This window comes from Mesorhizobium sp. WSM3224, from assembly GCF_000427725.1.
GTDB lineage: Bacteria > Pseudomonadota > Alphaproteobacteria > Rhizobiales > Rhizobiaceae > Mesorhizobium.
The window spans coordinates 521,881-547,076 of record NZ_ATYO01000002.1; the positions used below are offsets into that span (position 1 = coordinate 521,881).

General features: G+C 64.0%; 24 protein-coding genes and 1 pseudogene. 11 read left to right on the forward strand and 14 right to left on the reverse strand.

Annotation, left to right across the window (positions count from 1 at the left end; genetic code table 11):
• Nucleotides 1-178: 178 nt before the first annotated feature.
• The 3 genes from YU3_RS0106205 to YU3_RS0106215 all read right to left on the reverse strand — a co-directional run bounded on the left by YU3_RS0106205 (nucleotide 179) and on the right by YU3_RS0106215 (nucleotide 3,388).
• Nucleotides 179-1,030 (reverse strand): sugar phosphate isomerase/epimerase, encoded by an 852-nt coding sequence (locus tag YU3_RS0106205; RefSeq protein ID WP_027165436.1) that lies wholly within the window; start codon nucleotides 1,028-1,030, stop codon nucleotides 179-181.
• 61 nt (nucleotides 1,031-1,091) lie between these two features.
• On the reverse strand, nucleotides 1,092-2,279 hold the full coding sequence (locus tag YU3_RS0106210) for a Gfo/Idh/MocA family oxidoreductase (protein WP_027165437.1): 1,188 nt from the start codon (nucleotides 2,277-2,279) through the stop codon (nucleotides 1,092-1,094).
• A 53-nt stretch (nucleotides 2,280-2,332) separates the two neighbouring features.
• Nucleotides 2,333-3,388 carry a sugar phosphate isomerase/epimerase gene (locus YU3_RS0106215; protein ID WP_027165438.1) on the reverse strand — a complete coding sequence of 352 codons (1,056 nt, stop codon included), beginning with the start codon at nucleotides 3,386-3,388 and terminating at the stop codon, nucleotides 2,333-2,335.
• Nucleotides 3,389-3,787: 399 nt separating this feature from the next.
• Here YU3_RS0106215 and YU3_RS0106220 point away from each other — a divergent pair, with 399 nt between their 5' ends.
• Genes YU3_RS0106220 through YU3_RS0106240 form a run of 5 tightly spaced genes read left to right on the forward strand, consistent with a single transcriptional unit; the run spans nucleotide 3,788 to nucleotide 8,034 of the window.
• A complete protein-coding gene (locus YU3_RS0106220; protein WP_027165439.1) occupies nucleotides 3,788-4,675 on the forward strand; it encodes a sugar phosphate isomerase/epimerase in 888 nt (295 codons plus the stop codon).
• 57 nt (nucleotides 4,676-4,732) lie between these two features.
• Nucleotides 4,733-5,902, forward strand: coding sequence for a mandelate racemase/muconate lactonizing enzyme family protein (locus YU3_RS0106225; protein WP_027165440.1), 1,170 nt, complete (start codon nucleotides 4,733-4,735; stop codon nucleotides 5,900-5,902).
• A 2-nt stretch (nucleotides 5,903-5,904) separates the two neighbouring features.
• Complete coding sequence (locus YU3_RS0106230; RefSeq protein ID WP_027165441.1) at nucleotides 5,905-6,621, forward strand: FadR/GntR family transcriptional regulator; 717 nt, start codon at nucleotides 5,905-5,907, stop codon at nucleotides 6,619-6,621.
• Nucleotides 6,622-6,625: 4 nt separating this feature from the next.
• Nucleotides 6,626-7,606 carry a hydroxyacid dehydrogenase gene (locus YU3_RS0106235; protein ID WP_027165442.1) on the forward strand — a complete coding sequence of 327 codons (981 nt, stop codon included), beginning with the start codon at nucleotides 6,626-6,628 and terminating at the stop codon, nucleotides 7,604-7,606.
• Nucleotides 7,607-7,647: 41 nt separating this feature from the next.
• Nucleotides 7,648-8,034, forward strand: a complete 387-nt coding sequence (locus YU3_RS0106240; protein ID WP_027165443.1) for a hypothetical protein — start codon at nucleotides 7,648-7,650, stop codon at nucleotides 8,032-8,034.
• Here the strand turns inward: YU3_RS0106240 and YU3_RS0106245 are convergent, their stop codons facing one another.
• Nucleotides 8,035-9,330, reverse strand: coding sequence for an amidase (locus YU3_RS0106245; RefSeq protein ID WP_027165444.1), 1,296 nt, complete (start codon nucleotides 9,328-9,330; stop codon nucleotides 8,035-8,037).
• A 291-nt stretch (nucleotides 9,331-9,621) separates the two neighbouring features.
• Here YU3_RS0106245 and YU3_RS0106250 point away from each other — a divergent pair, with 291 nt between their 5' ends.
• Entirely contained in the window at nucleotides 9,622-9,969 is a 348-nt protein-coding gene (locus tag YU3_RS0106250) for a GFA family protein (protein WP_027165445.1), read from the forward strand.
• Nucleotides 9,970-10,054: 85 nt separating this feature from the next.
• Here the strand turns inward: YU3_RS0106250 and YU3_RS0106255 are convergent, their stop codons facing one another.
• The gene (locus tag YU3_RS0106255; RefSeq protein WP_027165446.1) at nucleotides 10,055-11,272 is read right to left on the reverse strand and encodes an MFS transporter; all 1,218 of its coding nucleotides are present in this window, start codon (nucleotides 11,270-11,272) and stop codon (nucleotides 10,055-10,057) included.
• Nucleotides 11,273-11,362: 90 nt separating this feature from the next.
• Between YU3_RS0106255 and YU3_RS0106260 the strand changes: the two genes are divergently transcribed.
• Both YU3_RS0106260 and YU3_RS0106265 read left to right on the forward strand, forming a co-directional pair.
• The gene (locus YU3_RS0106260) at nucleotides 11,363-12,328 is read left to right on the forward strand and encodes an AraC family transcriptional regulator (RefSeq protein WP_027165447.1); all 966 of its coding nucleotides are present in this window, start codon (nucleotides 11,363-11,365) and stop codon (nucleotides 12,326-12,328) included.
• 108 nt (nucleotides 12,329-12,436) lie between these two features.
• The gene (locus tag YU3_RS0106265; protein ID WP_027165448.1) at nucleotides 12,437-12,868 is read left to right on the forward strand and encodes a DUF4437 domain-containing protein; all 432 of its coding nucleotides are present in this window, start codon (nucleotides 12,437-12,439) and stop codon (nucleotides 12,866-12,868) included.
• Nucleotides 12,869-12,873: 5 nt separating this feature from the next.
• Here YU3_RS0106265 and YU3_RS36070 read toward each other — a convergent pair.
• The 8 genes and pseudogenes from YU3_RS36070 to YU3_RS0106305 form a co-directional block, all read right to left on the reverse strand.
• A pseudogene (locus tag YU3_RS36070) lies at nucleotides 12,874-13,656 on the reverse strand (ABC transporter ATP-binding protein); the annotation flags it as partial.
• A gap of 107 nt (nucleotides 13,657-13,763) precedes the next feature.
• Nucleotides 13,764-14,204, reverse strand: coding sequence for a hypothetical protein (locus YU3_RS0106275; RefSeq protein ID WP_027165449.1), 441 nt, complete (start codon nucleotides 14,202-14,204; stop codon nucleotides 13,764-13,766).
• Nucleotides 14,201-15,289, reverse strand: coding sequence for an ABC transporter ATP-binding protein (locus YU3_RS0106280; protein ID WP_027165450.1), 1,089 nt, complete (start codon nucleotides 15,287-15,289; stop codon nucleotides 14,201-14,203). The genes YU3_RS0106275 and YU3_RS0106280 overlap by 4 nt, the downstream gene beginning before the upstream one ends.
• Before the next feature lies 1 nt (nucleotide 15,290).
• On the reverse strand, nucleotides 15,291-16,229 hold the full coding sequence (locus tag YU3_RS0106285) for a carbohydrate ABC transporter permease (protein ID WP_027165451.1): 939 nt from the start codon (nucleotides 16,227-16,229) through the stop codon (nucleotides 15,291-15,293).
• A gap of 3 nt (nucleotides 16,230-16,232) precedes the next feature.
• Entirely contained in the window at nucleotides 16,233-17,294 is a 1,062-nt protein-coding gene (locus YU3_RS0106290; protein ID WP_027165452.1) for a sugar ABC transporter permease, read from the reverse strand.
• Between the two features lie 79 nt (nucleotides 17,295-17,373).
• Nucleotides 17,374-18,807, reverse strand: a complete 1,434-nt coding sequence (locus tag YU3_RS0106295; RefSeq protein WP_027165453.1) for an ABC transporter substrate-binding protein — start codon at nucleotides 18,805-18,807, stop codon at nucleotides 17,374-17,376.
• A 46-nt stretch (nucleotides 18,808-18,853) separates the two neighbouring features.
• Nucleotides 18,854-19,966 (reverse strand): ABC transporter ATP-binding protein, encoded by a 1,113-nt coding sequence (locus tag YU3_RS0106300; RefSeq protein ID WP_027165454.1) that lies wholly within the window; start codon nucleotides 19,964-19,966, stop codon nucleotides 18,854-18,856.
• 439 nt (nucleotides 19,967-20,405) lie between these two features.
• Nucleotides 20,406-21,065 (reverse strand): TetR/AcrR family transcriptional regulator, encoded by a 660-nt coding sequence (locus YU3_RS0106305; RefSeq protein WP_027165455.1) that lies wholly within the window; start codon nucleotides 21,063-21,065, stop codon nucleotides 20,406-20,408.
• Between the two features lie 122 nt (nucleotides 21,066-21,187).
• Here YU3_RS0106305 and YU3_RS0106310 point away from each other — a divergent pair, with 122 nt between their 5' ends.
• The 3 genes from YU3_RS0106310 to YU3_RS0106320 are packed head-to-tail and all read left to right on the forward strand — an operon-like array spanning nucleotide 21,188 to nucleotide 23,663.
• Nucleotides 21,188-22,384, forward strand: a complete 1,197-nt coding sequence (locus tag YU3_RS0106310) for a Tm-1-like ATP-binding domain-containing protein (RefSeq protein WP_027165456.1) — start codon at nucleotides 21,188-21,190, stop codon at nucleotides 22,382-22,384.
• Nucleotides 22,385-22,396: 12 nt separating this feature from the next.
• Complete coding sequence (locus tag YU3_RS0106315) at nucleotides 22,397-23,242, forward strand: phosphoenolpyruvate hydrolase family protein (RefSeq protein ID WP_027165457.1); 846 nt, start codon at nucleotides 22,397-22,399, stop codon at nucleotides 23,240-23,242.
• A 4-nt stretch (nucleotides 23,243-23,246) separates the two neighbouring features.
• Nucleotides 23,247-23,663, forward strand: coding sequence for a cupin domain-containing protein (locus tag YU3_RS0106320; RefSeq protein WP_027165458.1), 417 nt, complete (start codon nucleotides 23,247-23,249; stop codon nucleotides 23,661-23,663).
• 75 nt (nucleotides 23,664-23,738) lie between these two features.
• Here the strand turns inward: YU3_RS0106320 and YU3_RS0106325 are convergent, their stop codons facing one another.
• Nucleotides 23,739-24,929 carry a Xaa-Pro peptidase family protein gene (locus tag YU3_RS0106325; RefSeq protein WP_027165459.1) on the reverse strand — a complete coding sequence of 397 codons (1,191 nt, stop codon included), beginning with the start codon at nucleotides 24,927-24,929 and terminating at the stop codon, nucleotides 23,739-23,741.
• Nucleotides 24,930-25,196: the final 267 nt, after the last annotated feature.

Here is a 25,196-nt window from a genome sequence, read left to right on the forward strand (position 1 = left end):
GGGGAGATCGGCTGTCATGTCGGCCTTCGCAATCTCCAGCGTTGGAAAGAAGGCGTCGCCAGCGGAACCGCCAATCTCCCCCCTTGCGGGGGAGATGTCCGGCAGGACAGAGGGGGGTGTGAAGGAACGCGGCGGAGGGTGTTGAACGGCTTGGCTCCACCCACGATGACGAAGGCGCCTAAGCCGCTCTCTTCCACCCATCCCTGATATGCCTGTACCCCTCGCGGTAAACCGCCTCCGAGCTCTCCGCAAAATCGCGCCACACCTTGGTCGCCGCCGCTAGGTCCTTCAGCGAACGCCCAAACGACTCGATGGTCAGCCAGTCGTCATAGCCGCTCTTGCGGATCGCCGCGAAAGTCTCCTTCCAGGGGATGTTGCCGCGCCCCGGCACGCCGCGGTCGTTCTCCGAAATGTGGATATGGACGACATTCCGGCGGTTGCTTGTATAGGCGCCGATCGGGTCGGCTTCCTCGATATTGGCGTGGAAGGTGTCGTACATCGACTTGATATGTGGCCTGTCGATCGCGTCGATATGCTCCGACAGGTCGGCCATGGTGTTGACCAGATAGCATTCGAAACGGTTGAGCGCTTCCAGCCCGATGGTCACGCCCTTCTTGCCGGCATGGTCGCCGATGGCGCGCTGCGAGGCGACCGAGCGCTTCTTCTCGGCCGCCGTCGGGCCGCTGCCGGAAAAGGCGCCGAGCGTCGAATGCAGCGGCCCGCTCAACCTGTCCGCGCCGAGCGCGGCGCTGCAGTCGATCGCCCATTTCATGTAGTCGATACCGGCCCGACGCGTCGTGGCGTCCGGCGAGATCAGGTTCATCGCCGGATCGCCCATGGCCGAAACTGCCGTGCGCTCGAGGCCGATGCGGTCGAGCATCTCGCCGAGTTTCCTGTAGTCGTCGGGCACCCCGGCGAAAACCGGTATCTCGACGCCGTCGAAGCCGGTCGCTTTGATGTCCTTCAACAGCGCCTCGTGTTTCTTCGAGACGCTGGTCGTCCACAAGAACATGCACATGCCGATTTTCATCGACATCCTCCCCTCTACAGCCAGCGGCTCCCTCCCCGCCGGCCTCGCCACATGCTCTTGGCTACAGTTTGGTCCACGCCCCGTTCTTCTTCGACGACTTCACGCAAGCCTCGATGAAGGCCATGCCCTCGACGCCGTCCGCGATCGTTGGGAAGACGACATCCTTAGCCGGCTTGCCGCCTTTGCGCCTTGCTGCCCGGATCGCTCGCGCGGCCTCCTGGTAGATGTTGGCGAAACCTTCGAGATAGCCTTCCGGATGGCCGGACGGCACGCGGCTGACGCGCGCCGCGACCGGCATCGCGCCGGCGCCGGCACGCGTCAAAAGCTGCTTCGGCTGACCGAACGGCGTATACCAGAGGTAGTTCGGGTCGGCCTGCACCCATTCCAGCCCGCCCTTTGAGCCGTAGACGCGCAGCTTCAGCCCGTTCTCATGGCCGGGCGCCACCTGGCTTGCCCAGATCATGCCCTTGGCCGGATGCTTGCTGCCGACCGGCTTGAAGCGAAGCATGACGTTGATATTATCGTCGAGCTGGCGGCCCGGCACGAAGGCGTCGAGGTCGGCCGCCAGGGTATCGAGCTCCAGCCCGGACACGAAGCGGGCAAGGTTATAGGCATGCGTGCCGATGTCGCCCAGCGCACCGCCGGCGCCCGCCTGCTTGGGATCGGAGCGCCAGGAGGCCTGCTTCTGGCCGGTGGCGGCGAGATCCTCGGTCAGCCAATCCTGCGGGTATTCCGACTGCACGATGCGGATGTCGCCGAGCTGGCCCTTGGCCACCATCTCGCGCGCCTGGCGGATCATCGGATAGGCTGTGTAATTGTGGGTAAGCACGAACACCTTGCCGGTCTTCTCGACAAGGGCGGCAAGCTTCTTCGCCTCGGCCAGCGAGGTCGCCAGCGGCTTGTCGCAGATGACATGGATGCCGGCCTCCAGGAAGGCCTTTGCCGCGGGCACATGGACGTTGTTGGGCGTGACGATCGCCACCGCCTCGATGCCGTCCGGGCGCTTGGCTTCGGCTTTGGCCATCTCGGCATAGGAGCCGTAGCTGCGCGACGGATCGAGCCCGAGTTCCTCGGCCGAGGCCTTCGCCCGCGCCGGGTCCGACGACAGCGCGCCGGCCACCAGCACGAAGTCGTTGTCCATGCGCGCCGCTATGCGGTGCACCGCGCCGATAAAGGCGCCCTGCCCGCCGCCAACCATGCCGTAGCGGATCGGGCCGCCTCCCGCTTCCGACTTCGATGCGCCGACCATGTTTGTCTCCCTCGTCTGAGATTCCCCTCCCCTAAAGGGGGAAGGTTTAAGCGCTAGATTCCCATCATCGCCCGCAACAACTTCTTGTCGGTCGTGCCGGCGGCGAAGTCATCGAAGGCCTTCTCGGTCACCCGGATGATGTGGTGCTGGATGAAGGGCGCGCCTTCGGCGGCGCCGTCCTCGGGATGCTTGAGGCAGCATTCCCACTCCAACACCGCCCAGGAATCGTAGTTGTACTGGGTGAGCTTGGAGAAGATGCCACCGAAATCCACCTGACCGTCGCCCAGCGAGCGGAAGCGGCCCGCCCGGTTCACCCAGCCCTGATAGCCGGAATAGACGCCCTGCCGCCCGGTCGGGTTGAACTCGGCGTCCTTGACGTGGAACGCCTTGATCCGCTCGTGGTAGATGTCGATGAACTCGAGATAGTCGAGCTGCTGCAAAAGGAAATGCGACGGGTCGTAGTTGATGTTGCAGCGCTTGTGGCCGCCGACCGCGTCGAGGAACATCTCGAAGGTCGCGCCGTCGAACACGTCCTCCGAGGGATGGATTTCGTAGCCGACGTCGACGCCATTGTCCTCGTAGACATCGAGGATCGGCTTCCAGCGTTTGCCGAGTTCGCCGAACGCTTCCTCGATGAGTCCCGCCGGCCGCTGCGGAAAGGGGTAGAGGTAGGGGAACGCAAGCGAGCCGGTAAACGACACCGAAGCATTCAGCCCAAGATTGCGCGATGCTTTGGCGCCGAACTTCATCTGCTCGACAGCCCACTTCTGCCGCGCCGTGGGATTGTTGTGCACCTCGGCCGGCGCAAAGCCGTCCATTTGCGCGTCATAGGCCGGATGAACCGCGACCAGTTGCCCCTGCAGATGCGTCGACAATTCGGTGATCTCGACGCCCGCCTCAGTGCAGATTCCTTTCACCTCGTCGCAATAGGCCTTCGACGACGCCGCTTTCTTGAGGTCGAACAGGCGTGCGTCCCAGGTCGGGATCTGCACGCCCTTGTAGCCCAGGCCGGCCGCCCATTTGGTGATCGAAGCCAGCGAGTTGAACGGCGCGGCGTCGCCCGCGAACTGCGCCAGAAACAGGCCGGGACCCTTCATCGTTGTCGGCATCGGCATCCTCCCTCTCTTGTTTTCACGACCAAGCATAGCGCCGATTGGAGCGAGGGCCAGCCTGTTTGGTCAATCCTGCCAGCATCTCAGCGCTATGCCATTCTGGTATTACCAAATCTCATATTTCGGTCAAGCGCCCGAAAACCTCCAGGAAGCGACGAACGCGCTGTCAGACGGGCAAAATTACCTTATAAAATCATGGCATTGCCTGACAGACAGGGCATCCCCTGCCCACTTCTTGCCGCGCATGAAAATTTACTGTAGAGGTCATGGTGGACCCAATTGGTCGAACCAGTTTCAGGGAAAATGCTGGCAACGCCTTGGGGAGGAATCATGCGGCCGCCTCGTCGGAGGCGTCGCGGGGTAAGTGTGACTGGCGAATTCTGGGAAGGATAGACCATGCATCTTTCGACGCACAATTGGATGCGGGCGGAGCCGCTGGAGGTAACGCTCAAGCGCATCAAGAAATTCGGCTACGAATCGATCGAGATTTCCGGCGAGCCCGAGCAGTACAAGACCAAGGAGACGCGCGCGCTCCTGAAGGAGCACGGCATTCGCTGCTGGGGTTCGGTGACGCTGATGCTGGGCGAGCGCAACCTCGCCGCCAGGGACCAGGGCCAGCGCGAGCGCTCCGTCAAGTACGTCAAGGACGTGCTCACCATGGTGAGCGAACTCGACGGCGAGATCATCACGCTGGTGCCCGCGACCGTCGGCAAGGTCGTGCCGGACGGCACCGAGGCGGAGGAATGGGGCTGGGTGGTCGACGCCACGCGCGAATGCTTCACGCACGCCAAGAAGGTCGGCGTCAGGATCGCGGTCGAGCCGCTCAACCGCTTCGAGACCTACCTATTCAACCGCGGCGCCCAGGCGCTGGCGCTCGCCGACGCGGTGAGCCCCGAATGCGGCGTGTGCCTCGACGCCTACCACATCCACATGGAGGAATTTAACGTCTATGACGCGGTCCGTCAGGTCGGAAAGCGCCTGTTCGACTTCCATGTCGCCGACAACAACCGCTTCGCCGCCGGCCTTGGCCAGATCGACTGGCCAAAGATCGTGCGCACGCTGAAGGAGGTCGGCTATGACGGCGCGCTGACCAACGAGTTCGTCGCGCCCGTCGACCGCACACCGGCCGCACCCTATCCCGAGATGGTCGAGCGCAATCCGGTCGACATCTCGCCCGAGCAGCTCAAGTTCATCCAGGACCACGGCTCAAGCGTGCTCACGGAAAAATTCTACACGGACCAGATGCGCATCACCGCCGAAACGCTGCTGCCGCTGATCAAGTAGACCTCCGATTGAAGCTTATCCCTTCCGCCCGACGGGCGGAGGGGCCGAAGGGAAAACATGCGCATCAAAAGCGTCCAGGCCTGGTGGGTTCGTGTCCCGATCGAAGTCGCGAAGCAGCATCGCAGCGACTTCGGTCAGGTGACGACGTTCGACGCCGCCATTCTGCGCATCGAGACCGTTGACGGCCTGGTCGGATGGGGCGAAGGCAAGAACGCCGCCGGCAGCGCCGGAAGCTATGGCGCGCTCGTCCATATGCTCAACCACGAGATCGCCCCGCAGCTCATCGGCCGCGATCCAGCCGACATCGGCATCATCTGGGAAATGCTCTATAACGGCGTGCGGCATGAAACGGCGGCGCATGCCGGCCACGCCATGCCGCAGCTGGCGCGGCGCGGCATGAGCGTGGCGGCGATCAGCGCCGTCGACATCGCGCTCTGGGACATCCTCGGCAAATCGCTCGGGCAGCCGGTGTGGCGGCTGCTCGGCGGCCGCAAGGTCGAGCGCATGCAGGCCTATGCCTCGGGCGGCTGGGCCCCAGCCGACGCGATCGGCGAGCAGTTGAAATCCTACATCGCCAAGGGCGGCTTCAAGGCACTCAAGATGCGCGTCGGCGCCATGGACGGCGCCCCGCATGTTTCGGCCGCGCGCGTGCGTGCCGCAAGGCAGGCGATCGGCCCGGATGTCGAGCTGATGGTCGACGCGCACGGCACCTACACCGTCGCCGAGGCCAAGCGTTTCATCGGCCTCACCGCCGATCTCGACCTCGCCTGGTTCGAGGAGCCGCTGATCGCCGACGACAAGTCGGGCATGGCCGAAGTGCGCGCCTCGGGCTCGACGCCGATCGCCACAGGCGAAAGCGAGGCGACGCGCTATGCCTTCCGCGATCTGGCGGTGCTGAAATCGGCCGACATCTTCCAGCCGGATCCGGCGTTTTGCGGCGGCATCAGCGAGGCGATGAAGATCGGCACCATCGCCAGCGCCTTCAACCTGCGTTTCGCGCCGCACCTGTGGGCCGGCGCGCCCTGTTTCTTTGCCGGGCTGCATGTGTGCGCCGCCTCGCCCGCCAGCTTCATCATCGAATATTCGCTCGGCGCCAATCCGATGATCCACGACCTGGTCGAGGAGACTGTCGAAGCGAAGAACGGTATGATAGCGATCCCTGAAAAGCCTGGACTGGGATTCACCATCTCGGAGCGGTTCCTGGAGGCGCACGCGCAACGCGGCTGACGATGAAAGAAAAGAACCTTCTCGCGGAACTTGCCGCCTATCTCTTCGCCAACTCGGACAACGAGTCCGGCCGCACGCCGTCTGAACGCGAGCTGGCGGAGCATTTCGGCGTCAGCCGCGGCCAGATCCGCGAAGCGCTCGCCATCCTCGAGGCCATGCGCATCGTCGAGCGACGCGCCAAGTCCGGCATCTATATCGACACCAAGCAGGCGAGCGTGGAAGCGCTGGCGCTTTTCGCCCGCGCCGGCCTGCCGCTCGATCCGGTGCAGATCTACGAGACCGTCGAGCTGCGCAAGATCCACGAGATCAAGGCGGCCGAGCTTGCCTGTTCGCGCGCCACCGAAGAAAACTTTGAGCGACTGCGCGAAATCCTCAAGGCTTCCGAAGAGCGCATTGCCGCCGGCGAAGGCCTCGCCAAGGAGGATCGCGAGTTCCACCTCGAGATCGTGCGCGCGACCAAGAACAGCGTATTTCACAACATCTGCAGCGTCTATTACCTGATGGGCGAGCAGCGCCTGCCGATCTACTTCAACGATCCCGAGCGCAGCGTACGCTCGCATGCCGAGCACATCCAGATCTACGAGGCGCTGTTGCGCCGCGACGGCAATCTCGCCCAGGCGCTGATGAGTGCGCACCTGCAGGGCGCCGAGAGCTACTGGAAGGGCATCATCGAAGGCCGCGCAATGGAATCGAAAAGCGCGACGCTCGAAAAGGCTTGAGTTGATGCGCAAAATCCTGTCGACGCATCCGCTGCACCCGCGCGCCACGGCCATGCTGGCCGGCGCCGGGCGGCTCGCAATCGCTTCCGCCCTCGATCCCAAAACCCTGGCAGCCGAAGCCCGCGACGCCGACATCGTCATCGTGCGCGCGCCGCTGCCGCCGGAGCTGTTCGCCGGCGCGGCGAGCCTGCGCGCCGCGATCCGCCACGGCGCCGGGCTGGACATGATCCCGGTCGAGGCCGCGACCGCCGCCGGCGTGCTGGTCGCGAACGTGCCCGCGGTCAATGCCCGCTCGGTCGCCGAGCATGTGATGTTCACCGCGCTCGCGCTCGCGCGGCGCTTCCGCGTGATGGACCGCGACCTGCGCGCCAAGGGCTGGCTCGCCGGGCGTGAGCACGCCAACTCGACCAGCGAGCTGGCCGGCAAGACGATCGGCATCGTCGGCCTCGGTGCGGTCGGCCAGGCTGTCGGTCATATCGCCGCCAATGGCTTCGATCTCAACGTCGTGGCGACGACGCGCAGCCTGCGCCCGGCGCCCGAGCGTGTCGGCTTCCTGTCGATCGACGCGCTGGTCGAGCAGAGCGACATTGTCGTGCTGTGCTGCCCGCTGACCGAGGAAACGCGCGGCCTGATCAGCCGCGAGCGCATCGCCCGCATGAAGCCCGGTGCGCTGCTGATCAATGTCTCGCGCGGCCCGGTAGTCGACGACGAGGCGCTGATCGAAGCCCTGCAGAAAGGTCGCATCGGCGGCGCCGCTTTGGACGTCTTTTCCACGCAGCCGCTGCCGTCGAACCATCCCTATTTCGGCTTCGACAATGTCATCGTCACCCCGCATATGGCCGGCATCACCGAGGAATCGATGATGCGCATGGGTGTCGGCGCCGCCGGCGAGGCATTGCTGGTGCTCGCCGGCAAACTGCCCGTCAACTTGCGCAATCCGGAAGTCATCGAGCACTACCGGCGACGCTTTGCGCTCGGCGGTTAGACCATCGCGGTTTCGCCCCAATTGTTCGCGACGTTGTGCTCATGTCCGGTCGCCGTTTCGCATTGCTGGGTTTCGTCGCCGCATCGATCTGCGCCACGCCGGCATTTGCCGCGGCCGAAAGCAGCTATGTCTATTGCGACAACGGGTTGCGCTGCTTCAAGGCGCCCTGCCCCTCCAACAGCGCGCTCGACCTCACGACCGGCAACATCATCAAGGGTGTCTCGATCGACACCGATGGCTTGCCGCAGGAGGACAAGGCGCTCGACCTTTCTGGCAAGCTCTACGCCGGCAAGATCGTTGTCAGAGGCTCGATCGAGAATCGGAAGCAGACCGTCACCGGCAAGGAATATACCTTGCCCTGGCTGCTCGCGACCCGCGTCGTGCGCGCCGCCAAGGACAGCGAACGCAAGCATTGTTCGGCGCATTGATTACCCGCGCAGCAACGTCTCGATCCCCGCGGCGATGCGCAGCAGATGGCGGTCGTGCCCGTTCTTGCCCACCAGCATCAATCCAGCCGGCAGCCTGGTGCCGGGCATCGGCAGGGAAATCGCGCAAAGGTCGAACTGGTTGGCCACCTGCGTGTTGCGCAGCAGCAGTCCTTCCGTCCTGTCGCGCAGCGCTTCGTCGCCGGCCATGGCGGCAATGGACGGCGCGACCATCGGCACGGTTGGCAATGCCAGTACATCGACCGTCTCCAGCCGTTCCGCCATGGCTGCCACGAGTTCGCCTCGGCGGCGGATCGTGCGGATATAGGCCGAAGCAGGAACAGCCAGCGCGCGCGACAATGGCCCGGTGACGTGTGGATCGACCGGCACGGAGGCGCCGCTCGCCAGCCAGTCGGCATGCACCTCGGCGCCTTCCATCGAGGCGATCGTGCCGCGTCTTGTGGTCGCGCGCATCTCCGCGATGAGGTCATCGATGGACAAATCGTTGGCGCGGGCGCCGGCCTTCCCGATCCTGTCGATGCAGCCCTCGAAAGCTTCCGCGACCTCGGCTTGCGTCTCGCCAAACAAGACGCCATGTGGGATGCCGATGCGCAGGCCGGCGAGCGAGACCGGCTGAAGGACCGCCGGCTCTTCTCCCGCCATGATCGCATCGGTGATGGCGCAATCGGCGACGCAGCTGGCAAGCGGACCGATCGAATCCAGCGTCATCGACAGCGGAAACGCGCCGGTCAAAGGCACGCGTCCCGCCGTCGGCTTGAAGCCGACGACACCGTTGAGCGAGGCCGGAATGCGCACCGAGCCGCCGGTGTCAGAGCCGATGGAGATGTCGCTCGTACCCTCGCCGACCGCAACGCCCGCCCCCGATGATGAGCCGCCGGGTATCAGGCTCGCATCGGCGGCATTGCCCGGCGTGCCGTGATGCAAATTGTCGCCGATCGCGGTGAAGGCGAACTCGGTCATGTTGGTCTTGCCGAGGATGACTGCGCCGGCCTGGCGCAGCCTCCGCACGATCGCCGCGTCCCGTGCCGCCGGTGCGGCGCCGGCGTGGATCAGCGCCCCGGCCGCCGTCGGCTCGCCGGTGACATCGAACAGGTCCTTGATCGAAACGATGCGCCCATCGAGCGGCCCAAGGCTGACACCGGCTTTGCGACGGGCATCGGATGCATAGGCGGCTGCCCGCGCGGCCTCGGCATAGAGCTTCGTGTAGACCTTCTCGTCGGCGGCGCGCTTGGCAAGACGTGACAGGATGGTTTCGAGACGGTCGCGGACGGATTGCATGTCGATGTCGGACTCCGCAAGGATGTAGCGTCTTTAAAGCAATTCCAGGAAAAGTGCGTAGCGGTTTTCCGTCCGGAATTGCGCAGAAACAAGAAAGGCAATTCCAGGAAAAGCGTGGAGCGGTTTTCCGTCCGGAATTGCGCAGAAACAAGAAAGGCAATTCCAGGAAAAGCGTGGAGCGGTTTTCCGTCCGGAACTGCGCAGAAACAAGGACTTTGGGCTGGCTAAGCCCATGCAAGAGATAAACCGGCAAGCGTGCCTTTGCACCCTGCCAGCGATAGGAAGATGCTGATGCTGTACAAAGGCAGCTGCCACTGCGGCAAGGTGGCGTTCGAGGTCCAGGGTGAGCTCGGCATGGCCGTGCGCTGCAATTGCTCGATCTGCTCGCGCAAGGGTGCGTTGTTGTGGGCCGTATCGCATGACAAGCTAAAGCTGGTCGCCTGGGGCGACGACCTCGGCCGCTACACCTTCGGCAAGGCTGCGATCGCGCACCGGTTCTGTCGCACCTGCGGCATCCATCCTTTCGCCGAGGACGTCAGCCAGGGCAGCGAACGGTCCGCCTATATCAACATCAACTGCCTGGACGATGTCGACCCCACGACCATCGAAGTTTACGAGTTCGACGGCCGCTCGGCCTGAGTGAGCAGAGCCGGCCGCCTTGCGATCACGACCCGGCGCTCCTGGGAACCGCGGGGCCGATGCTTGAGAGGGCGAGCGGGCTTGGCTACTCGGCGGCCTGCTTCGGTCCCATCAGGAAGGCCACCAGCGCCGCGAGCAAGGTCGCCACGCCGCCATAGGCGAAGGCTGTGGCGACACCGGCATGATCGACCAGCAGGCCGCCGACAATGGCGCCGAGCGCGATCGCCACCTGGAAGGTCGCGACCATCAGGCCGCCGGCGCTCTCGGCCTGATCGGGCGCGGCGCGCACCAGCCAGGTCTGCAGGCCGACCGGCACGGCGCCAAAGGCAAAGCCCCAGGCGGTGACCGCGGCCGCCGCAATTATCGGCGAAGCGCCAAGCACAAGCAGCGCCACCGCGGACAAGGCAATCAGCAGCGGCGCCAGGCCGACGGCCATCTTCAGATTGCGCTCGGCCAGGAAGGCGCCGGCGAAATTGCCGAAGAAGCCGCCGATGCCATAGGCGAGCAGCACCAGCGAGATCGTCTCGATCGGCATCACCGGAACCGTCTCCAGGAACGGCCGTACATAGGTGAAGCCGGCGAACTGCCCGGACGCGACCAGCAGCACCACGAGGAGCGCCACGCGGATCATCGGCCGCTTCAGCACCGCTATCAGGGTGCGGAAGCTTGCAACGGTTGTGGGCGGCAGGCTGGGAAGGGTGGCGAGTTGCACCAGCAGCGCCAGCGCGCCGACGACCGCCGCGATCATGAAGGCGGTGCGCCAGCCCCAGATATCGCCGACATAGGCGCCGACAGGCGCTGCGGTGACGGTGGCGACCGAGACGCCGGTCAGGATGATCGACATAGCGCGCGGCATCAGCCGCATCGGCACAAGCCGCAGCGCCATGGCCGCCGACATCGACCAGAAGCCGCCCAGCGCCACGCCAAGAACGACGCGGGCGAGAAGCAGCATGGTGAGCGAGGACGCGAAGGCGGCGAGCAGGTTGGAGACGATCAGCAGGACGGAGAGGATCCACATGACCAGCCGCCGGTCGAGCCGCTTGGTGACGATCGCCATGGTCGGTGCGGCGATCGCGCCGACGACGGCAGTCGCCGTCACCGCTTGGCCCGCGGCGCCTTCGCTGACGCCGAGATCCTGCGCCAGCCGCGTCAGCAGGCTGGCGGGCAGGAATTCGGCGGTCACCAGGCCGAAAACGCCGAGCGCCAGCGAGACCACCGCGCCCCACGCTGGTTCTGTTCGTTCGTCGGGTTCGGTCTTGTCGAGGACAACAGCGTCGATGGCGCCTGTGGCGGGCTCGGTCATGGCAGGTCTCCGGTGAGTTGCAGCGCAACATTTGGCTGCACTGCAACATAGGGAGTGACTGTCTGGAGTTTCCATGCTAGAAACGCCGAAATGAATTACAATTCGTCCAAAATCGTTCTGCAGGCTTCCGGCGATCCGCTCACCGACATGCTGCGCGGTTTGCGCCTCGACGGCGTCGACTATGGCCGCTGCGTGCTGGGCCAGCCCTGGGCCGTTTCCTTCCCCGCGCAGAAAGCGGCGCGGTTCCATTTCATCGGCCAACAGGGCTGCTGGCTGTTCTCGCCGGCCAAGGAATGGATAGAGCTCTCGGTGGGCGACGCGCTACTGATCCCGCGAGGTGACGAGCACGTGCTGGCAAGCGCGCCCGGCGTGCCTCCGGTGCCGATCGGCCGCTACGCCATCGAGCCGGTCTGCGAGAACATCTACGACGTCTCCAACGGCTGCGACGGCTGCAAGACCCTGCTGTTTTGCGGCAGCATGCATTTCAACCTCGACGGCTCGCACCCGCTGCTGGAGATGATGCCCGATCTGATGCAGGCGCATAAGCTGATGGCGAACGCGCCCGGCATCCAGCATCTGCTCGACGCGATGGCCGGCGAGGTGACGATGGACCGGGTTGGCTCCGGCGGCATCCTTGCCCGCCTGGCCGATGTGCTCGCCGCCACCATCATCCGCTCCTGGGTGGAGAATGGCTGCGGTGACGCCACCGGCTGGATCGCCGCGGTGCGCAATCCTGATGTCGGCAAGGTGCTCGCCGCCATTCACCTGCAGCCGGAGCGCGACTGGACGGTCGAGGCGCTGGCCAGGATGATGGGCGCCTCGCGCTCGGCCTTTGCGCAGCGCTTCGCCACCGTGGTCGGCGAAACGCCGGCCAAATATGTGCTGCGCGTGCGCATGCACCAGGCGCGGCGATGGCTTGCCCGCGACGGCATGAGGGTCTCGGTGGCGGCATCGAGGTTGGGCTACGATTCCGAAGCCTCCTTCAGCCGCGCCTTCAAGCGGGTGATGGGCGTGGCGCCGAGCCATTTGCGCAACGCTGGCGCGGAGCAATCCTGACATCCGGCAGGCAGCTGCCGCCGGCTGGAGGAACTGCCAAGTCTTTTGGACGCCGTGTCATTCCCCACCGGCCGAAGCCGCGTAAGCTGGTTGGCGGAGGAAACCGCCATGCCCAATCATCTCGCATCGCTTGCGCTTGCCGCGGCCGCCATCCTGCCTGGCCGGGCCTTCGCGCTCGAGGACAGCTACCTACCCGCCGGCAAGATCCCCTATGCCGTCGAAGTTCCGGGCCAGCCGCAGCGCCTTGGTCCGCTATGGGGCGAAAGGGCGAAAGGCCCGGCCGGAACGCTGCTGAAAGTTCCTGGGAACTGGCGCGCGCCCGTCCATGCCCATACCGCCGACTACCGCGCCGTGGTCATCAAGGGTCTCTGGGCGCATTGGCAGATGCAGGGCGGCGAGGCGACCAAGGTCGAGCTGCCGCCCGGCTCCTACTGGACCCAGAAGGCCAACGAAATGCATGACGATGCCTGCCTGTCGGACACCGAATGCGTGATCCTGCTGATCAACGACACGCCTTACGAGACCTATCTGCCGAAGTAAGGCCGCTATCCGGCGTGCCGCAAGCTGACGCCGCTGCCCTTGTCGAACATCACCACCTTGTCGGGATTCCAGGCAAAGCGCACCGGCTGCTCGATCGCGACATCGGTCCTGGCCGGCACGGTGGCCCTCAGCATCGTGTCGCCGACCCTGAGCGTCAGGATCTTTTCCACGCCGTGGTTCTCGACATCGTGGACGCGTGCTTCGACGGGCGCGCCGCTCTCCAGGTAGACATCCTCCGGACGGATGCCGAAGACGAGCGGGCGACCGTCGGTCGCGCCGCTCGTCCTGGCTCCCCCGAAAGTCTTGGCCCCAATTGTGAGCGGCAGTTCGAAATTCATCGGCGCCATCACCGCACGGTCGTTGACCAGCCTGCCGTCGATGAGGTTCATCGGCGGCGAACCGACGAAGCTCGCGACATAGGTATCGCGCGGATTGTTGTAGATCTCCTGCGGCGTGCCGGTCTGGACGATGTGGCCGTGGTTGAGCACGCCCACCTTGTCGCCCATCGACATGGCCTCGATCTGGTCATGCGTGACGAACAGGAACGTGGCGCCGAGCTGCATCTGCAGGTTCTTCAGCTCCGTGCGCAGCGCCTCGCGCAGCTTGGCGTCGAGCGCCGACAGCGGCTTATCCATGAGGAACACACGCGGCTTGCGCACGATGGCGCGGCCGATCGAGACGCGCTGCATCTCGCCGCCGGAGAGCCGGTCGGTCTTGCGGTCGAGCAGGTGTTCGATCCTGAGCGTGCGGGCGGCGCGCGCGACACGGTCCTTGATCTCGGCATCGGGTCCTCCGGTCAAGCCGGAGGATGACGGCGTGAGAGCTGAGAGGGCGACGCACACCGACCGGCGCGGACCGGCGCGAGCGCGACCTGCCGGATAGCGTCAGCTGCTGATCATCGCGCTGTCTTGTTGAGAGCGGTGACGACCAGCGCGAGAATCACCGCCGCGGCGGCGATTTCCCACACGAAAGCCTGCTTGTAGAAAGGCGGCGTGGCGAGCTGCGCCTTGCCGGCGAGAGTGTTGGGGTCCGGTGGATTGAGGAAGAAAACGCCGTAGAGATGCGCCGCCGTGATCGAAACCAGCAGCGTAATGCAGAAGACCAGCGCCACGACCAGCGCTACGGTCACCACACTGCGCACCTTGACGCCCGGCTGGGCCAACGGCAGCAGGTTGTTGATGAGTCCGGCAAGCACCACGAGACCGCTGCCGACCGCGTACAGGCCGATGGAAAAGGGTTGGAAGATCAGCACCAGCGCCATGACGCCGAGGCCAATGATGAAGACCTCGAGGCAGTACGCGCCGGCCCGGCTCATCCCGGAAGAACTGTCGCTCATGACCGCACCGCCTTTCCGGCGCCATCGAAGACATGGGTTTGCCTGGGATCGGGGCGTAGATTCAGCGCCTCGCCGACCTTGACCCGCTGGCTTCTCGTCACCACGACGCGGATGTCGGCGCCTGCCGCCGTGCGGGCATGAATAAGGGTTTCGGCGCCCATGGGCTCGATGAGCTCAGCCCGGGCGGAGATGGTGCCACGGTCCCCCGTATCGGTCGCGGTGAAGGCGCGGGGGCGGACACCGATCGTCACCTTGCCGGGCTGCAGGCGCGCGACTGCCGCGTCCGTGCGGATCGCCAGATTAATGCCGGCCACGGTCATCTCCGCCGTGCCATCGGCGAAGGTCTTGAGGTCGGCCTCGAGAAGATTCATCTGCGGCGTGCCGATGAAGCTCGCCACGAAAGCATTGGCGGGTTTGGCAAAAACCTCGTGCGGTGAGCCGACTTGCTCGATCAGGCCGTCCTTCATGATGGCGATGCGGTCGGCCATGGTGAGCGCTTCGAGCTGGTCATGGGTCACGATCACGGTCGCTTTGGAGAGGCCCTGCAGCACTTCCTTGATCTGGCCACGCATGCTCTGGCGCAGTTCGACATCGAGACGCGACAAGGGCTCGTCGAAGAGGAAGCAATTGGGGTCGCGGACGATGGCGCGGGCCATGGCGGCGCGCTGCTTTTCGCCCTCGGATATCTGGTTCGGCAGCCGGTCGAGAACGTGCTCCAAGTGGAGGATCGCGGCGACGCGGTTGACGCGGGCAGTCCGCTCAGCCCCGGAAATGCCGTCATGATAGAGAGGGAAGGCGATGTTCTCGCCGACCGATGCCGACGGGTAGAGCGCGTAGAACTGGAACACCATGGCGATGTCGCGCTTTTCGGGCGGCAGGTTGTTCATCACCTTGCCGGCGATGACGACCTCGCCGTCAGTGACGCTTTCCAGCCCGGCGATGACGCGCAGGGTCGTCGTCTTGCCACAGCCGGACGGGCCGAGAAGGCAGACGACCTCACCGGCGGCCACCGACAGGTCAACGTTCTTGACCGCGGTGAAGGAGCCGAAACGCTTGGTGACTTTGCGGAGTTCGATGGTTGACATCTCAGCGCTTCACGGTGCCGAAGGTAACGCCACGCAACAGATGGTTTTGCAAGAAGAAGGTGACCAGGAAGACTGGGATGAGGAACAGGGTTTCGATGGCGGCAAGCAAAGTCCAGTCGGTGCCGCGTCCACCCGACGACACGGCCTGGTTCATGGCGACCGGGACCGTCCTCGTGTCGGGCCCCGAGAGCAACAGGGCGAAGAGGAACTCGTTCCAGGTGAGGATCAGGCCGAACACGAACGTGGCGGCGAGCCCGGCAATGACCTGGGGCAGGCAAATCTTGAAGAACACCCGCATTCCGGACGACCCGTCGATGCGGGCGGCATCCTCGACGTCTGGCGACAATTCATCGAAGAAGCTCTTCATCATCCAGATGGTGAAGGCCAGGTTGAAGGCGGTGTAGAGCATGATGATGCCGAGATACGAGCCCGACAGGCCCACTACGCGGAACATCAGGATCACCGGAATGATCACCACAATCGCCGGCAGCATGCGCGTGGTCAGGATGATGAACAGGTAGGTGTCATTGCCTTTCAGCGGATAGCGCGAAAAGCCGAAGGCCGCCAGGGTGCCGATGACCAGCGCCAGCAGCACCGACGCCGAGGCGATGAAGATCGAGTTGAAGAAATAACGGTCGAATCCTGTCGCTTCCGGGGCACCGTCCGGCGTCATCGAGCGGGAAAAGACGGACCCAAAATTTTCGAGCGTGGGCTTGAACACAAAATGGTCCGGAATCAAGCCGAACAGCGACGTGGGCGACAGCGTCGGAGGCACCAGGAGCGCGTCGCCCTGCGGTTTGAAGGCGGTGAATATGATGAACAGCACCGGCAGAAAATAGATAAAGGCGACGACGGCCACGGCGAGCGTCCGCCCCCAGCCGGCCTTGTCTACTCCGCTGGCCCTGCCGAAGCCGAGCTTTCCCAATATCGATTCGGCCACGGGTCAGGCTCCTTGCGTACGGCGGTTTGCGAGGTACAGGTAGAGGTTGGTGAGAACGATCACCATGAACAGCATCAGATAGGAGATCGCCGCGCCCTCACTCGTCTTGTTCTGCTCGTTGGCGATGCGGATCAAGTGATAGGAGATCGTCAGTGTGTCGTTGCCGCCCTTGGTGAGGAGGATGACGAGATCCGCCAGCTTGAATGCCTCGATGGTGCGGAAGAGAAGGGCCAACATCAGAAGGCCGCGGATGTAGGGGAAGGTGATCATCCAGAATTGCCGCCAGCTGGAAATACGGTCGATGGCAGCGGCCTCGTAAAGGTATTTCGGCACCGAGACGAGGCCCGCCAGCACAAGGAGCATGACGAAGGGCGACCACATCCATGCGTCGGCGAAAACGATTCCCGCCACGGCACCGACTTTGTTGCTCATCAGGATGAACTGGTTGCCGGAGATGGAATTGATGACGTAGCTGAGAATCCCGAATGTCGGGTCATAGTAGTAGGTGAAGAACACGCCAGAGGCGACAACCGAAAGCATCATCGGTGTCAGCACCAGGATCAACAAATACTTGCGCAGCGGAAATTGCTTGGAGAACAGGATGGCCAGCAGAAAGCCGACGATCATCTGCGCGGAGACGGTGAACACGACGAACATGGCGGTATTGATCAGCGCGCCCCAAGTCGCGTGAGCAGCGAGATCGTTGGTAAGGATCCGGACGTAGTTCCCGAGTCCGACGAAGCGGATCGTCTGCTGGTTTGCCTGGTAGGCGAAGAACGAAAGGCCCAGCGACCACAGCAGGGGGAAGATATTCATCACAAACAGAACGGCGATTGCCGGAGCGACCAGCAGGGCGCCGAAGTAGTGGCGGCGATACGCGTTGACGGTAAATGCGGCCGCGACCAACGCCGCCGCGGCGCCCACCACCCAGAAGGAGACAGCCGCCGGCAAGCCCGCCATTGATATGGCCGACACGACGACAGCGACAGCGATGGCGAGTTTCCAGTTGTGGGCAACAACCGCGGTAAGGCGTGGTGTCGGCAGCGTGCTTGAAACAGCGGTCATGGGAGTCCGAAATATGGGCGCCTGACGTGGCAATGACGGGGAGCGGCTTTTGCCCGCTCCCCGCAGCTATGTCGGAAGGTTACTGGATAAGGCCATCGTTCTTCAGGAGGTCCTCCTGGAACTTGGCGATGTTATCCAGGGTGGTCTTGGCGTCCTGCTTGCCAGTGATGGCTAGGTCGTACTGGTCCTGCTGCTGGGTGAGCAGTTCGAAGAACTGCGGCACGTGCCACATGTCCTTCTGCCAGTCGAGCGAGTTCGCCCAGGCGCGGTCCCACGGACGATAGGTCACATACTTCGGATCGCTGTAGACCGACTTGATCGCGGATTGGCCGCCGGCGGCGGCGAACTGGTGCTGGATATCGGGCGAGAGCCACCACTTCACGAAGCCCACCGCTTCCTTGATTTGCTCAGGCGTCGTCCAGGTGGTGAGAACGAAAGGCTGTCCGCCGATCTGTGACGTACGATTCACCTTGCCGTCGGGGCCGCGCAGGCCTGGCGCCAATCCGAACACCAGCTTGTCGGCAACCTTCGACGTCTTGGGATCGAGTGAGGCTTCGCCGAGACCGATCCAGTCGATGTTCATGGCCACCTTGCCTTCACGGAACAACTGGTCCGAGACGAAGATGTCCATGGTGCCGGTCTTGACCACCGGCGGCATGTACTTCAGCAATTTGAGGAAATGCTCCATGCCCTCGATGGACTTCGGGGAGTTTACGACGCCTTCGGCATGTCCGGTCGGGGCCTTGGTTTCATCCCAGATGCCGCCGCCATGCTCCCAGACGAACGTGTGGACCGAGCTCGTCGAGAAGTCGTAGCCTTTGCCTGCCTGATAGGCGATGCCGTAGAAATCGTCATCCAGCACCTGGCCGGCGAGCTTGTCGCCCTTCTTGCGCTGGAAGAATTCGCCAACATGCTCGAACGTGTTCCAGTCCATGGCGTCGATTTCTTCGCCGGTGCAGGGTAGCTTCTCATTGTACTTCGCCTTGAAGGCGGCCTGCTCGTCGTCGTTGCAGAGCACGTCCTTGCGGCCGTAGGTGACCAGCACGTCCGGGAACTGCGGGAAGCCGTAGTAGTTCGGCGTGCTGTTGGGATAGGTCGAGTAGGCGTTGAGCACGGCGGGATGCATCGACTCCATCGTCGCCTTGAGTTCCGGGTCGGCATCGATGAGATCGTTGATCTTGCGGAAGTAGCCGCCTTCGACGAAGGCGCCCAGCCACTGCGAGTCCGACACTATGAAGTTGTACTTCTTTTCGCCCGAGGTCAACGAGGCGTTGACGCGGGTGTAGAAATCCGGCCACGGAATGAAGTCGACATCGAGCTTCACGGTATTGCCAGACTTGGGCTTGTACTGCTCGTCGAAGAACTTCTTCATAATGCGGGTCGGGGGCCAATCCGGCACCGCCATCGTCAACGTCACTTCTTTGGCAGAGGCATAGGTCACGCCTCCCACCAGTAGCGTGGCAGCGAAGCTTGCGGCTGTCGCTAACCCTTTCACTTTGGTCATCGCCGTCATTCGCGTTTCCTCCCTTGGTTAACCGGATTGCTTCTCGCCGTTCGCGTCAGGTCATTGCCTGGCCGCTCACGGCGCGGAAGACGTGGATTTTCCTGTTATCGATGGCGATCGATGCCGAATCGCCGGTCCTGATGCTGGCGGCGATCGCTTCCGGCAGCACCATGCGCAACATCTCGCCGCCGGCCTCGACCGAGACGATCGTGATGTCGCCGAGCGGTTCGACCAGATGCACCTTCGAGGCAACCCCGGCTTCGCCCTTGGCGGCGAGCCGAATGTCGCTCGGGCGAATGCCGATCAGCGCGGCCTCGCCGGCATCGGCACTCTTTGGCGCCGTCGCCGGAACCAGAGTCCCGAGCGGCGTGTCGAAAGACCTGGTGTCGGCGCGCACCGAGGCCGTGAACAGATTCATGTGCGGCGAGCCGATCTTGCTGGCGACATAGGTATGGATCGGCTGCTCGTAAAGCTCGTCCGGCGTGCCGATCTGGACGATGCCGCCATCGCGCATGACGGCGATCGTCTCGCCCATCGAGAGAGCCTCGAGCTCGTCGGGCGTGGCATAGATCACGGTCATGCCGAACTGGCGGTGCAGCCGCTTCAGCTCGGCGCGCGTCTCGTGCCGAAGCTTGGCGTCGAGATTGGTGAGCGGCTCATCGAGGAGAAGAATCTTTGGCCGGCGGATCAGGGAGCGGCCGAGCGCGACGCGCTGCTGCTCTCCGCCGGACAGGGTTGCCGGCTTGGCCTTCAGGCGGTGTGTCAGCTTCAGGATCTCGGCGGTCTCTTTCACCCGCTTGTCGATCTCGGCGCGCGCGGCTTTCTCCTCGCGCAGCGGATAGGCGAGATTGTCGTAGACCGTGAGGTGGGGGTAAAGCGCGAAAGACTGGAAGACCATCGAGATGCCGCGGCCGGCGATCGGCGCATGGGTCATGTCGCGGCCGCCGATCTCAAGCGTGCCGGAGTCGGCCTGGACGAGGCCGGCGATAGTGCGCAGCGTCGTCGTCTTGCCAACCGAGCTCGGCCCGAAGAGTACGAAGAAGCGGCCTTCGTCGACGGCGAAGCTCAGGTCGTTGATGGCGCGCACGGATCCATAGGCCTTGCTGAGCCCATCGAGGCGCAGCGCAATCCCCTTGCCGGCACTGGCGCGAGGCGACGTCTGCGTCACGATGCGCCACCTCGTGCGGACGGAACACGCGCCATCCGTGTGATCCTCCTCGCCCTGCCGAAATGGACTGCGGCTGTCATTCCCGATCCGCCTTTTCTTTCCTAATCTGGTATTACCAATTTAAGATGCCCGTCAAGCGCTTTCTTAAAATTTGCCGTCACCAAAATAAGCTGGAAACGTCCGCTATATGTTCGTATTTCCTTCATTTTTGGCAGTTCTCCACCTTCATCCCGTTCGCAAAACGCCAATCCCCAAAATCAGTGAAATCGCCGACCTTCAAATCTGGTCGAACCAGATTCGCTCCGAGCTACCGCGGCGACCGCCCCGGATTGCCCTCGACGACCCCCCAATCCGGTCCGCGTCGGGAGAAGTCTCATATCCTGCATCCGCCTTCGTCCAGCCCTCCTCCATGCCCAACTCACGGCGCCACCACCCCTGGTCAGGATGGCGTCCGGAGCCGCGCCTGGCGCACCAGCGCTGAGGCCGCCCACCGGGCGACGGCCAGGGTCTTGCCGCTGTCCAGGCCCCAGATGTCCTTCAGCACAATCAGCAGTTCGACGCCGAAAATCAGCGACAGCGCCTGCGCCAGGCGCTCGAATTCGCGCGGCGGCAGCTCGCCCCTCAGTGGCGCAAGCGCATCCTCCAGCAGGTCCATGCGATGGCCACGGGTGAAGGGTGGCTCGCCGCCCAGCGTGCCTGCCTGCCCGCGCGCCCATTGGTCCAGCGACAATTTCAGCGCTGCCTTGAACGTTGCCTCGAAGGCCTCGATGCGCGGCATCGCGCTGTCTATCAACTCCGCCACGCGGCGTTCGGCATCGGACGAATCGGATCGCCACTCGAGTATCGGGCCTAGCCCTTCGTCGACCACCGCGTGGACCAGGGCTGTCTGGCTCGGGAAATAGCGATAGGCGGTGGCGCGGGAAACTTCTGCCGCTTCCGCGACCTCGCTAACCGAAGGTGTGACGCCCGCCTGCATCAGCCGTGTCGCTGTCTCCAGCATCAGCCGTTTCGTGCGCGCACGCGGTCCACGCGCGACGACCGGGCCGCTTCCGCGCTCTGTGTCGTCGCTTGCTGTGGATTGTTGACGTGAGACATCCATATCAATACGATACGCGCGTCTCAAAAATTTGCAATGACCTCCCCCATTTTCGGAGTGGTTACTTTGACGCTCTATGCCCCAAGCGACGCCACCCCTGAGCCGACCGGCACAGGGAGGCGCTTATGAAGCGTATCTATGTGGTGGGCACCGCTGACACCAAGGGCGAGGAAGTCGCCTTCCTGGCCGATGCGATCGCCGCCACGGGCGCCGCCGTCTCCCGCGTCGATGTCGGAACGCGCGACGCAACCATCCCTGTCGACATCAGCGCGAAGGAAATAGCCGCCCACCACCCCGGCGGCGGTGACGCCGTGCTCGGCGGCAATGACCGTGGCGCCGCGGTCGCCGCAATGGGCGTCGCCTTCGCTCGCTTTGCCCAATCGCGAAACGACATTGCCGCCATGATCGGCATTGGCGGTGGCGGCGGCACATCGATCGTGACGTCGGGCATGCGCGCGCTGCCGCTTGGCTTGCCCAAGATCATGGTCTCGACGCTCGCCTCCGGTGACACCGCCCCCTATGTCGATGTTTCCGACATCATCATGATGCCATCTGTGACCGACATGGCCGGGCTGAACCGGCTCTCCCGTGTCGTCTTGCACAATGCCGCCCAGGCGATATCAGGCATGGCAGCAAGGCCGGCGCCGCCGCCCGACGGAAAGCCGTCGATCGGCCTTACCATGTTCGGCGTCACCACGCCTTGCGTGACCGCCATCGCCGATGCGCTTCGCTCGACCTATGACTGCATGGTCTTCCACGCCACCGGCACCGGCGGCCGCAGCATGGAAAAGCTGGCCGACAGCGGCCTGCTTGCCGGCGTCCTCGACATCACCACGACCGAGGTCTGCGATCTGCTGTTCGGCGGCATGCTGCCGGCGACCGAGGATCGGTTCGGCGCGATCGCCCGCACCAAGCTGCCCTATGTCGGCTCGGTCGGCGCGCTCGACATGGTGAACTTCTGGGCGCCGCCCACGATCCCCGAGCGCTATCGCGGACGGCTGTTCTACGAACATAATCCCAATGTCACGCTGATGCGCACAACGGCCCACGAATGCCGCCGGATCGGCGAATGGATCGGCGGCCGCCTCGCCCGCTGCGACGGCCCGGTTCACTTCCTGATCCCGGAAAAGGGCGTTTCGGCGCTCGATATCGAAGGCGGCGCCTTCTTCGACGCTGAAGCCGATCAAGTGCTGTTCGAAGCGATCGAGCGCACCATCAAGCCGACCAGGAACCGCACCGTGACGCGCCTGCCGCTGCACATCAACGACCCCGCATTCGCCAAGGCCGCGGCAGCGGCCTTCCTCGACATCGCCAAGAAGTGAGACACGACAAGCATGGCCGCAATTCCACGCAAGGAAATCCTGGAAAAATTCCGCAAGATGATCGCCGATGGCGTGCCGATCGTCGGCGGCGGCGCCGGCACCGGACTGTCGGCCAAGGCCGAGGAAGCCGGCGGCATCGACTTGATCATCATCTACAATTCCGGCCGCTACCGCATGGCCGGACGTGGCTCGGCCGCCGGCCTGCTCGCCTATGGCAATGCCAACGAGATCGTCAAGGAAATGGCCTACGAGGTGCTGCCGGTGGTGAAGAAGACGCCGGTGCTGGCCGGCGTCAACGGCACCGACCCCTTCGTCATCATGCCGCTGCTGCTCGCCGAGCTGAAGACGATGGGCTTCTCCGGCGTGCAGAATTTTCCGACCGTCGGTCTGTTCGACGGCACCATGCGCCAGAGTTTCGAGGAGACCGGCATGGGCTTTGGCCTCGAGGTCGACATGATCGCCGAGGCGCACAAGCTCGACCTCCTGACCACCCCTTACGTCTTCAATCCGGACGAAGCGCGCGCCATGACGAAAGCCGGCGCCGACATCGTCGTCGCCCATATGGGCGTCACGACCGGCGGCTCGATCGGCGCCACCTCGGCGAAGACGCTCGACGCCTGCCTGAAGGAGATCAACGCCATTGCCGATGCCGCGCGTTCGGTGCGCAAGGACGTCATCCTGCTTTGCCATGGCGGGCCGATCTCGATGCCTGACGATGCGCGCTACATCCTGGAGCGCTGCGAGGGCCTGCACGGCTTCTATGGCGCAAGCTCGATGGAACGGTTGCCGGCGGAAGCCGCGATCGCCAGGCAGACGGCGGATTTCAAGGCGGTCGCGATCACGAAAAGGAAGGGATGAGGCAATGACCGACAAGGAGAAGGTGTTCGTCTACCCGAAGGATGTCAGCGCCTTCGGCTTCGACTGGGGCAAGCTGTCGCTCACCGTCGCGCCGGAAGTGAATGGCGCCGCCCGCTTCTCAGGCGGCGTCGTCGACCTGCCCTCCGGCAAGGGCCACACCCGCCACAACCATCCCGGCGCCGAAGAGATCATCTTCGTCATCTCCGGCAATGGTGAGCAGATGGTCGAGGACGAGAAGGGCAATCCGGTGGTGGCCAAAGTCGGCCCCGGCTGCACCATCTACGTACCGGAAAGCCGCTTCCACTCGACGCTCAACACCGGCGACCAGCCGATGCAGCTCTTCGTCGTCTATTCGCCGGCCGGGCCGGAACTGGTATTGCGCGACTTGCCGGATTTCAGGCTGCTGCCGGCAGGGCAGTGACGAACTTTCCTTCTCCCCGTTCCACGGGGAGAAGGTGCCCGAAGGGCGGATGAGGGGCAGCGCCGGCCTTCGGCTCTACGAAGCCCCGCCTCTGTTCCATCCGCGCCCGCGATCACCGAACATCACATAGCCGTCGCCGGTCACCGCCACGGTATCCTCTAGCTTGATGAAGCCGCGTGTCGGGTGGAGCATGGTCGTCTCGACCGAAAGCACCATGTTCTTTTCCAGCGGCTTTGCCGCATAGGTGCCTTCATAGGCGACCGGATGATTGGTCATCAGGAACGGCGCCTCATGCGTGATCAGCCCCATGCCATGCGCGAAGAAATCCGTGTAGGCCGCGACCTTCGAGGCCTTCAGCACGCCCTCCGCATGCGAAATCATGTCGCCGCCCAGCGTGCCCGCCTTCACTTTGGAAAAGGCCGCCTGCTGCACCGTTTCAACCTCGGCCAGCAGATCCTCCAGCTCGGCATCCGGCTCGCCGAGCACCCCCATGCGGCAAAGGTCGCCGATATAGCCGTGATAATTGCCGCCGGAATCGATCGACATCACCTCGCCCTTCTTCCACGCCTGGTCCGACGCCGCGCGGTTATGGCTGGAGCCCAGCGTCAGCAGGCAGTACTCGAAATGCGCGCCGCGATTGGTCTCCTCCCGCCGCAACTGCTCGATGATCTCGGTCTTGCTGGTGCCCTCGCGCGCCCAGCCAATCGTCGCCAGCATCGAATCGGTGATCAGCTCGGAGGCGATGCGCAACTGTTCCAGCTCCGCCTCGGTCTTGATGGCGCGCATGCGCTCCAGCATGTCGGTCGCGTCGATCAGCTTCGCATCCGGCAACGCCTTGCGTATCAGCGTATAGGCGTCGGACGGCAGGAAACCCGGCTCGATGCCGATGCGGGCCGCCGACTTGCCGATCTTGCCTAGGTGCTCCACCGCAAGATTAGCGGCGTCGAGCGTGCCCCAGCAGGCCGCATGCAAGGTCGGCGTCCAGAACGGGTGGTTCTGGTGCTCGCCGCCTTCCATCTTGTTGCCGATATAGGCGGCATGCTCCGGCCCGCCCTTCTCGTAAAGGACGATCGGCAAATAGCGGCTGTGGCCGATCGCATCCATCGCCGCGAAGAAGATGAATTTGTAGCCGCCGAGCAGGTATTGGGTGTTGTGCTTGGACGTGGCGAACAGCACGTCGATGCCGGCCTCTTCCATCAGCCGGTCCACCCGCGCCTGGTCGAACGGAACGCTGCTGACCTCGGTTTTGCCCGGAGCGATGTTCATCTGCCTCTCCCTATTTTTCATCGGCCGCAGGGGCGCCGAACGCCACGATCCATGGCTGTCGGCCAAATCTGCATCATCTTGGCCACTCTGGTCCAGCCAGAACTGATCACCTTCGCGCCAAAGGCACCCTTCCGTTCCGATACTGATCCAGCTTCTGCATCATCTGGTCCTACCAGATAATGACATAGCGCCTCTTTCGGCTGACTGGTCCAGCGGACGGAAATTTCAAAGCCAAGCCATGATGCGCCAAATCCGTCTCTGGCGAAA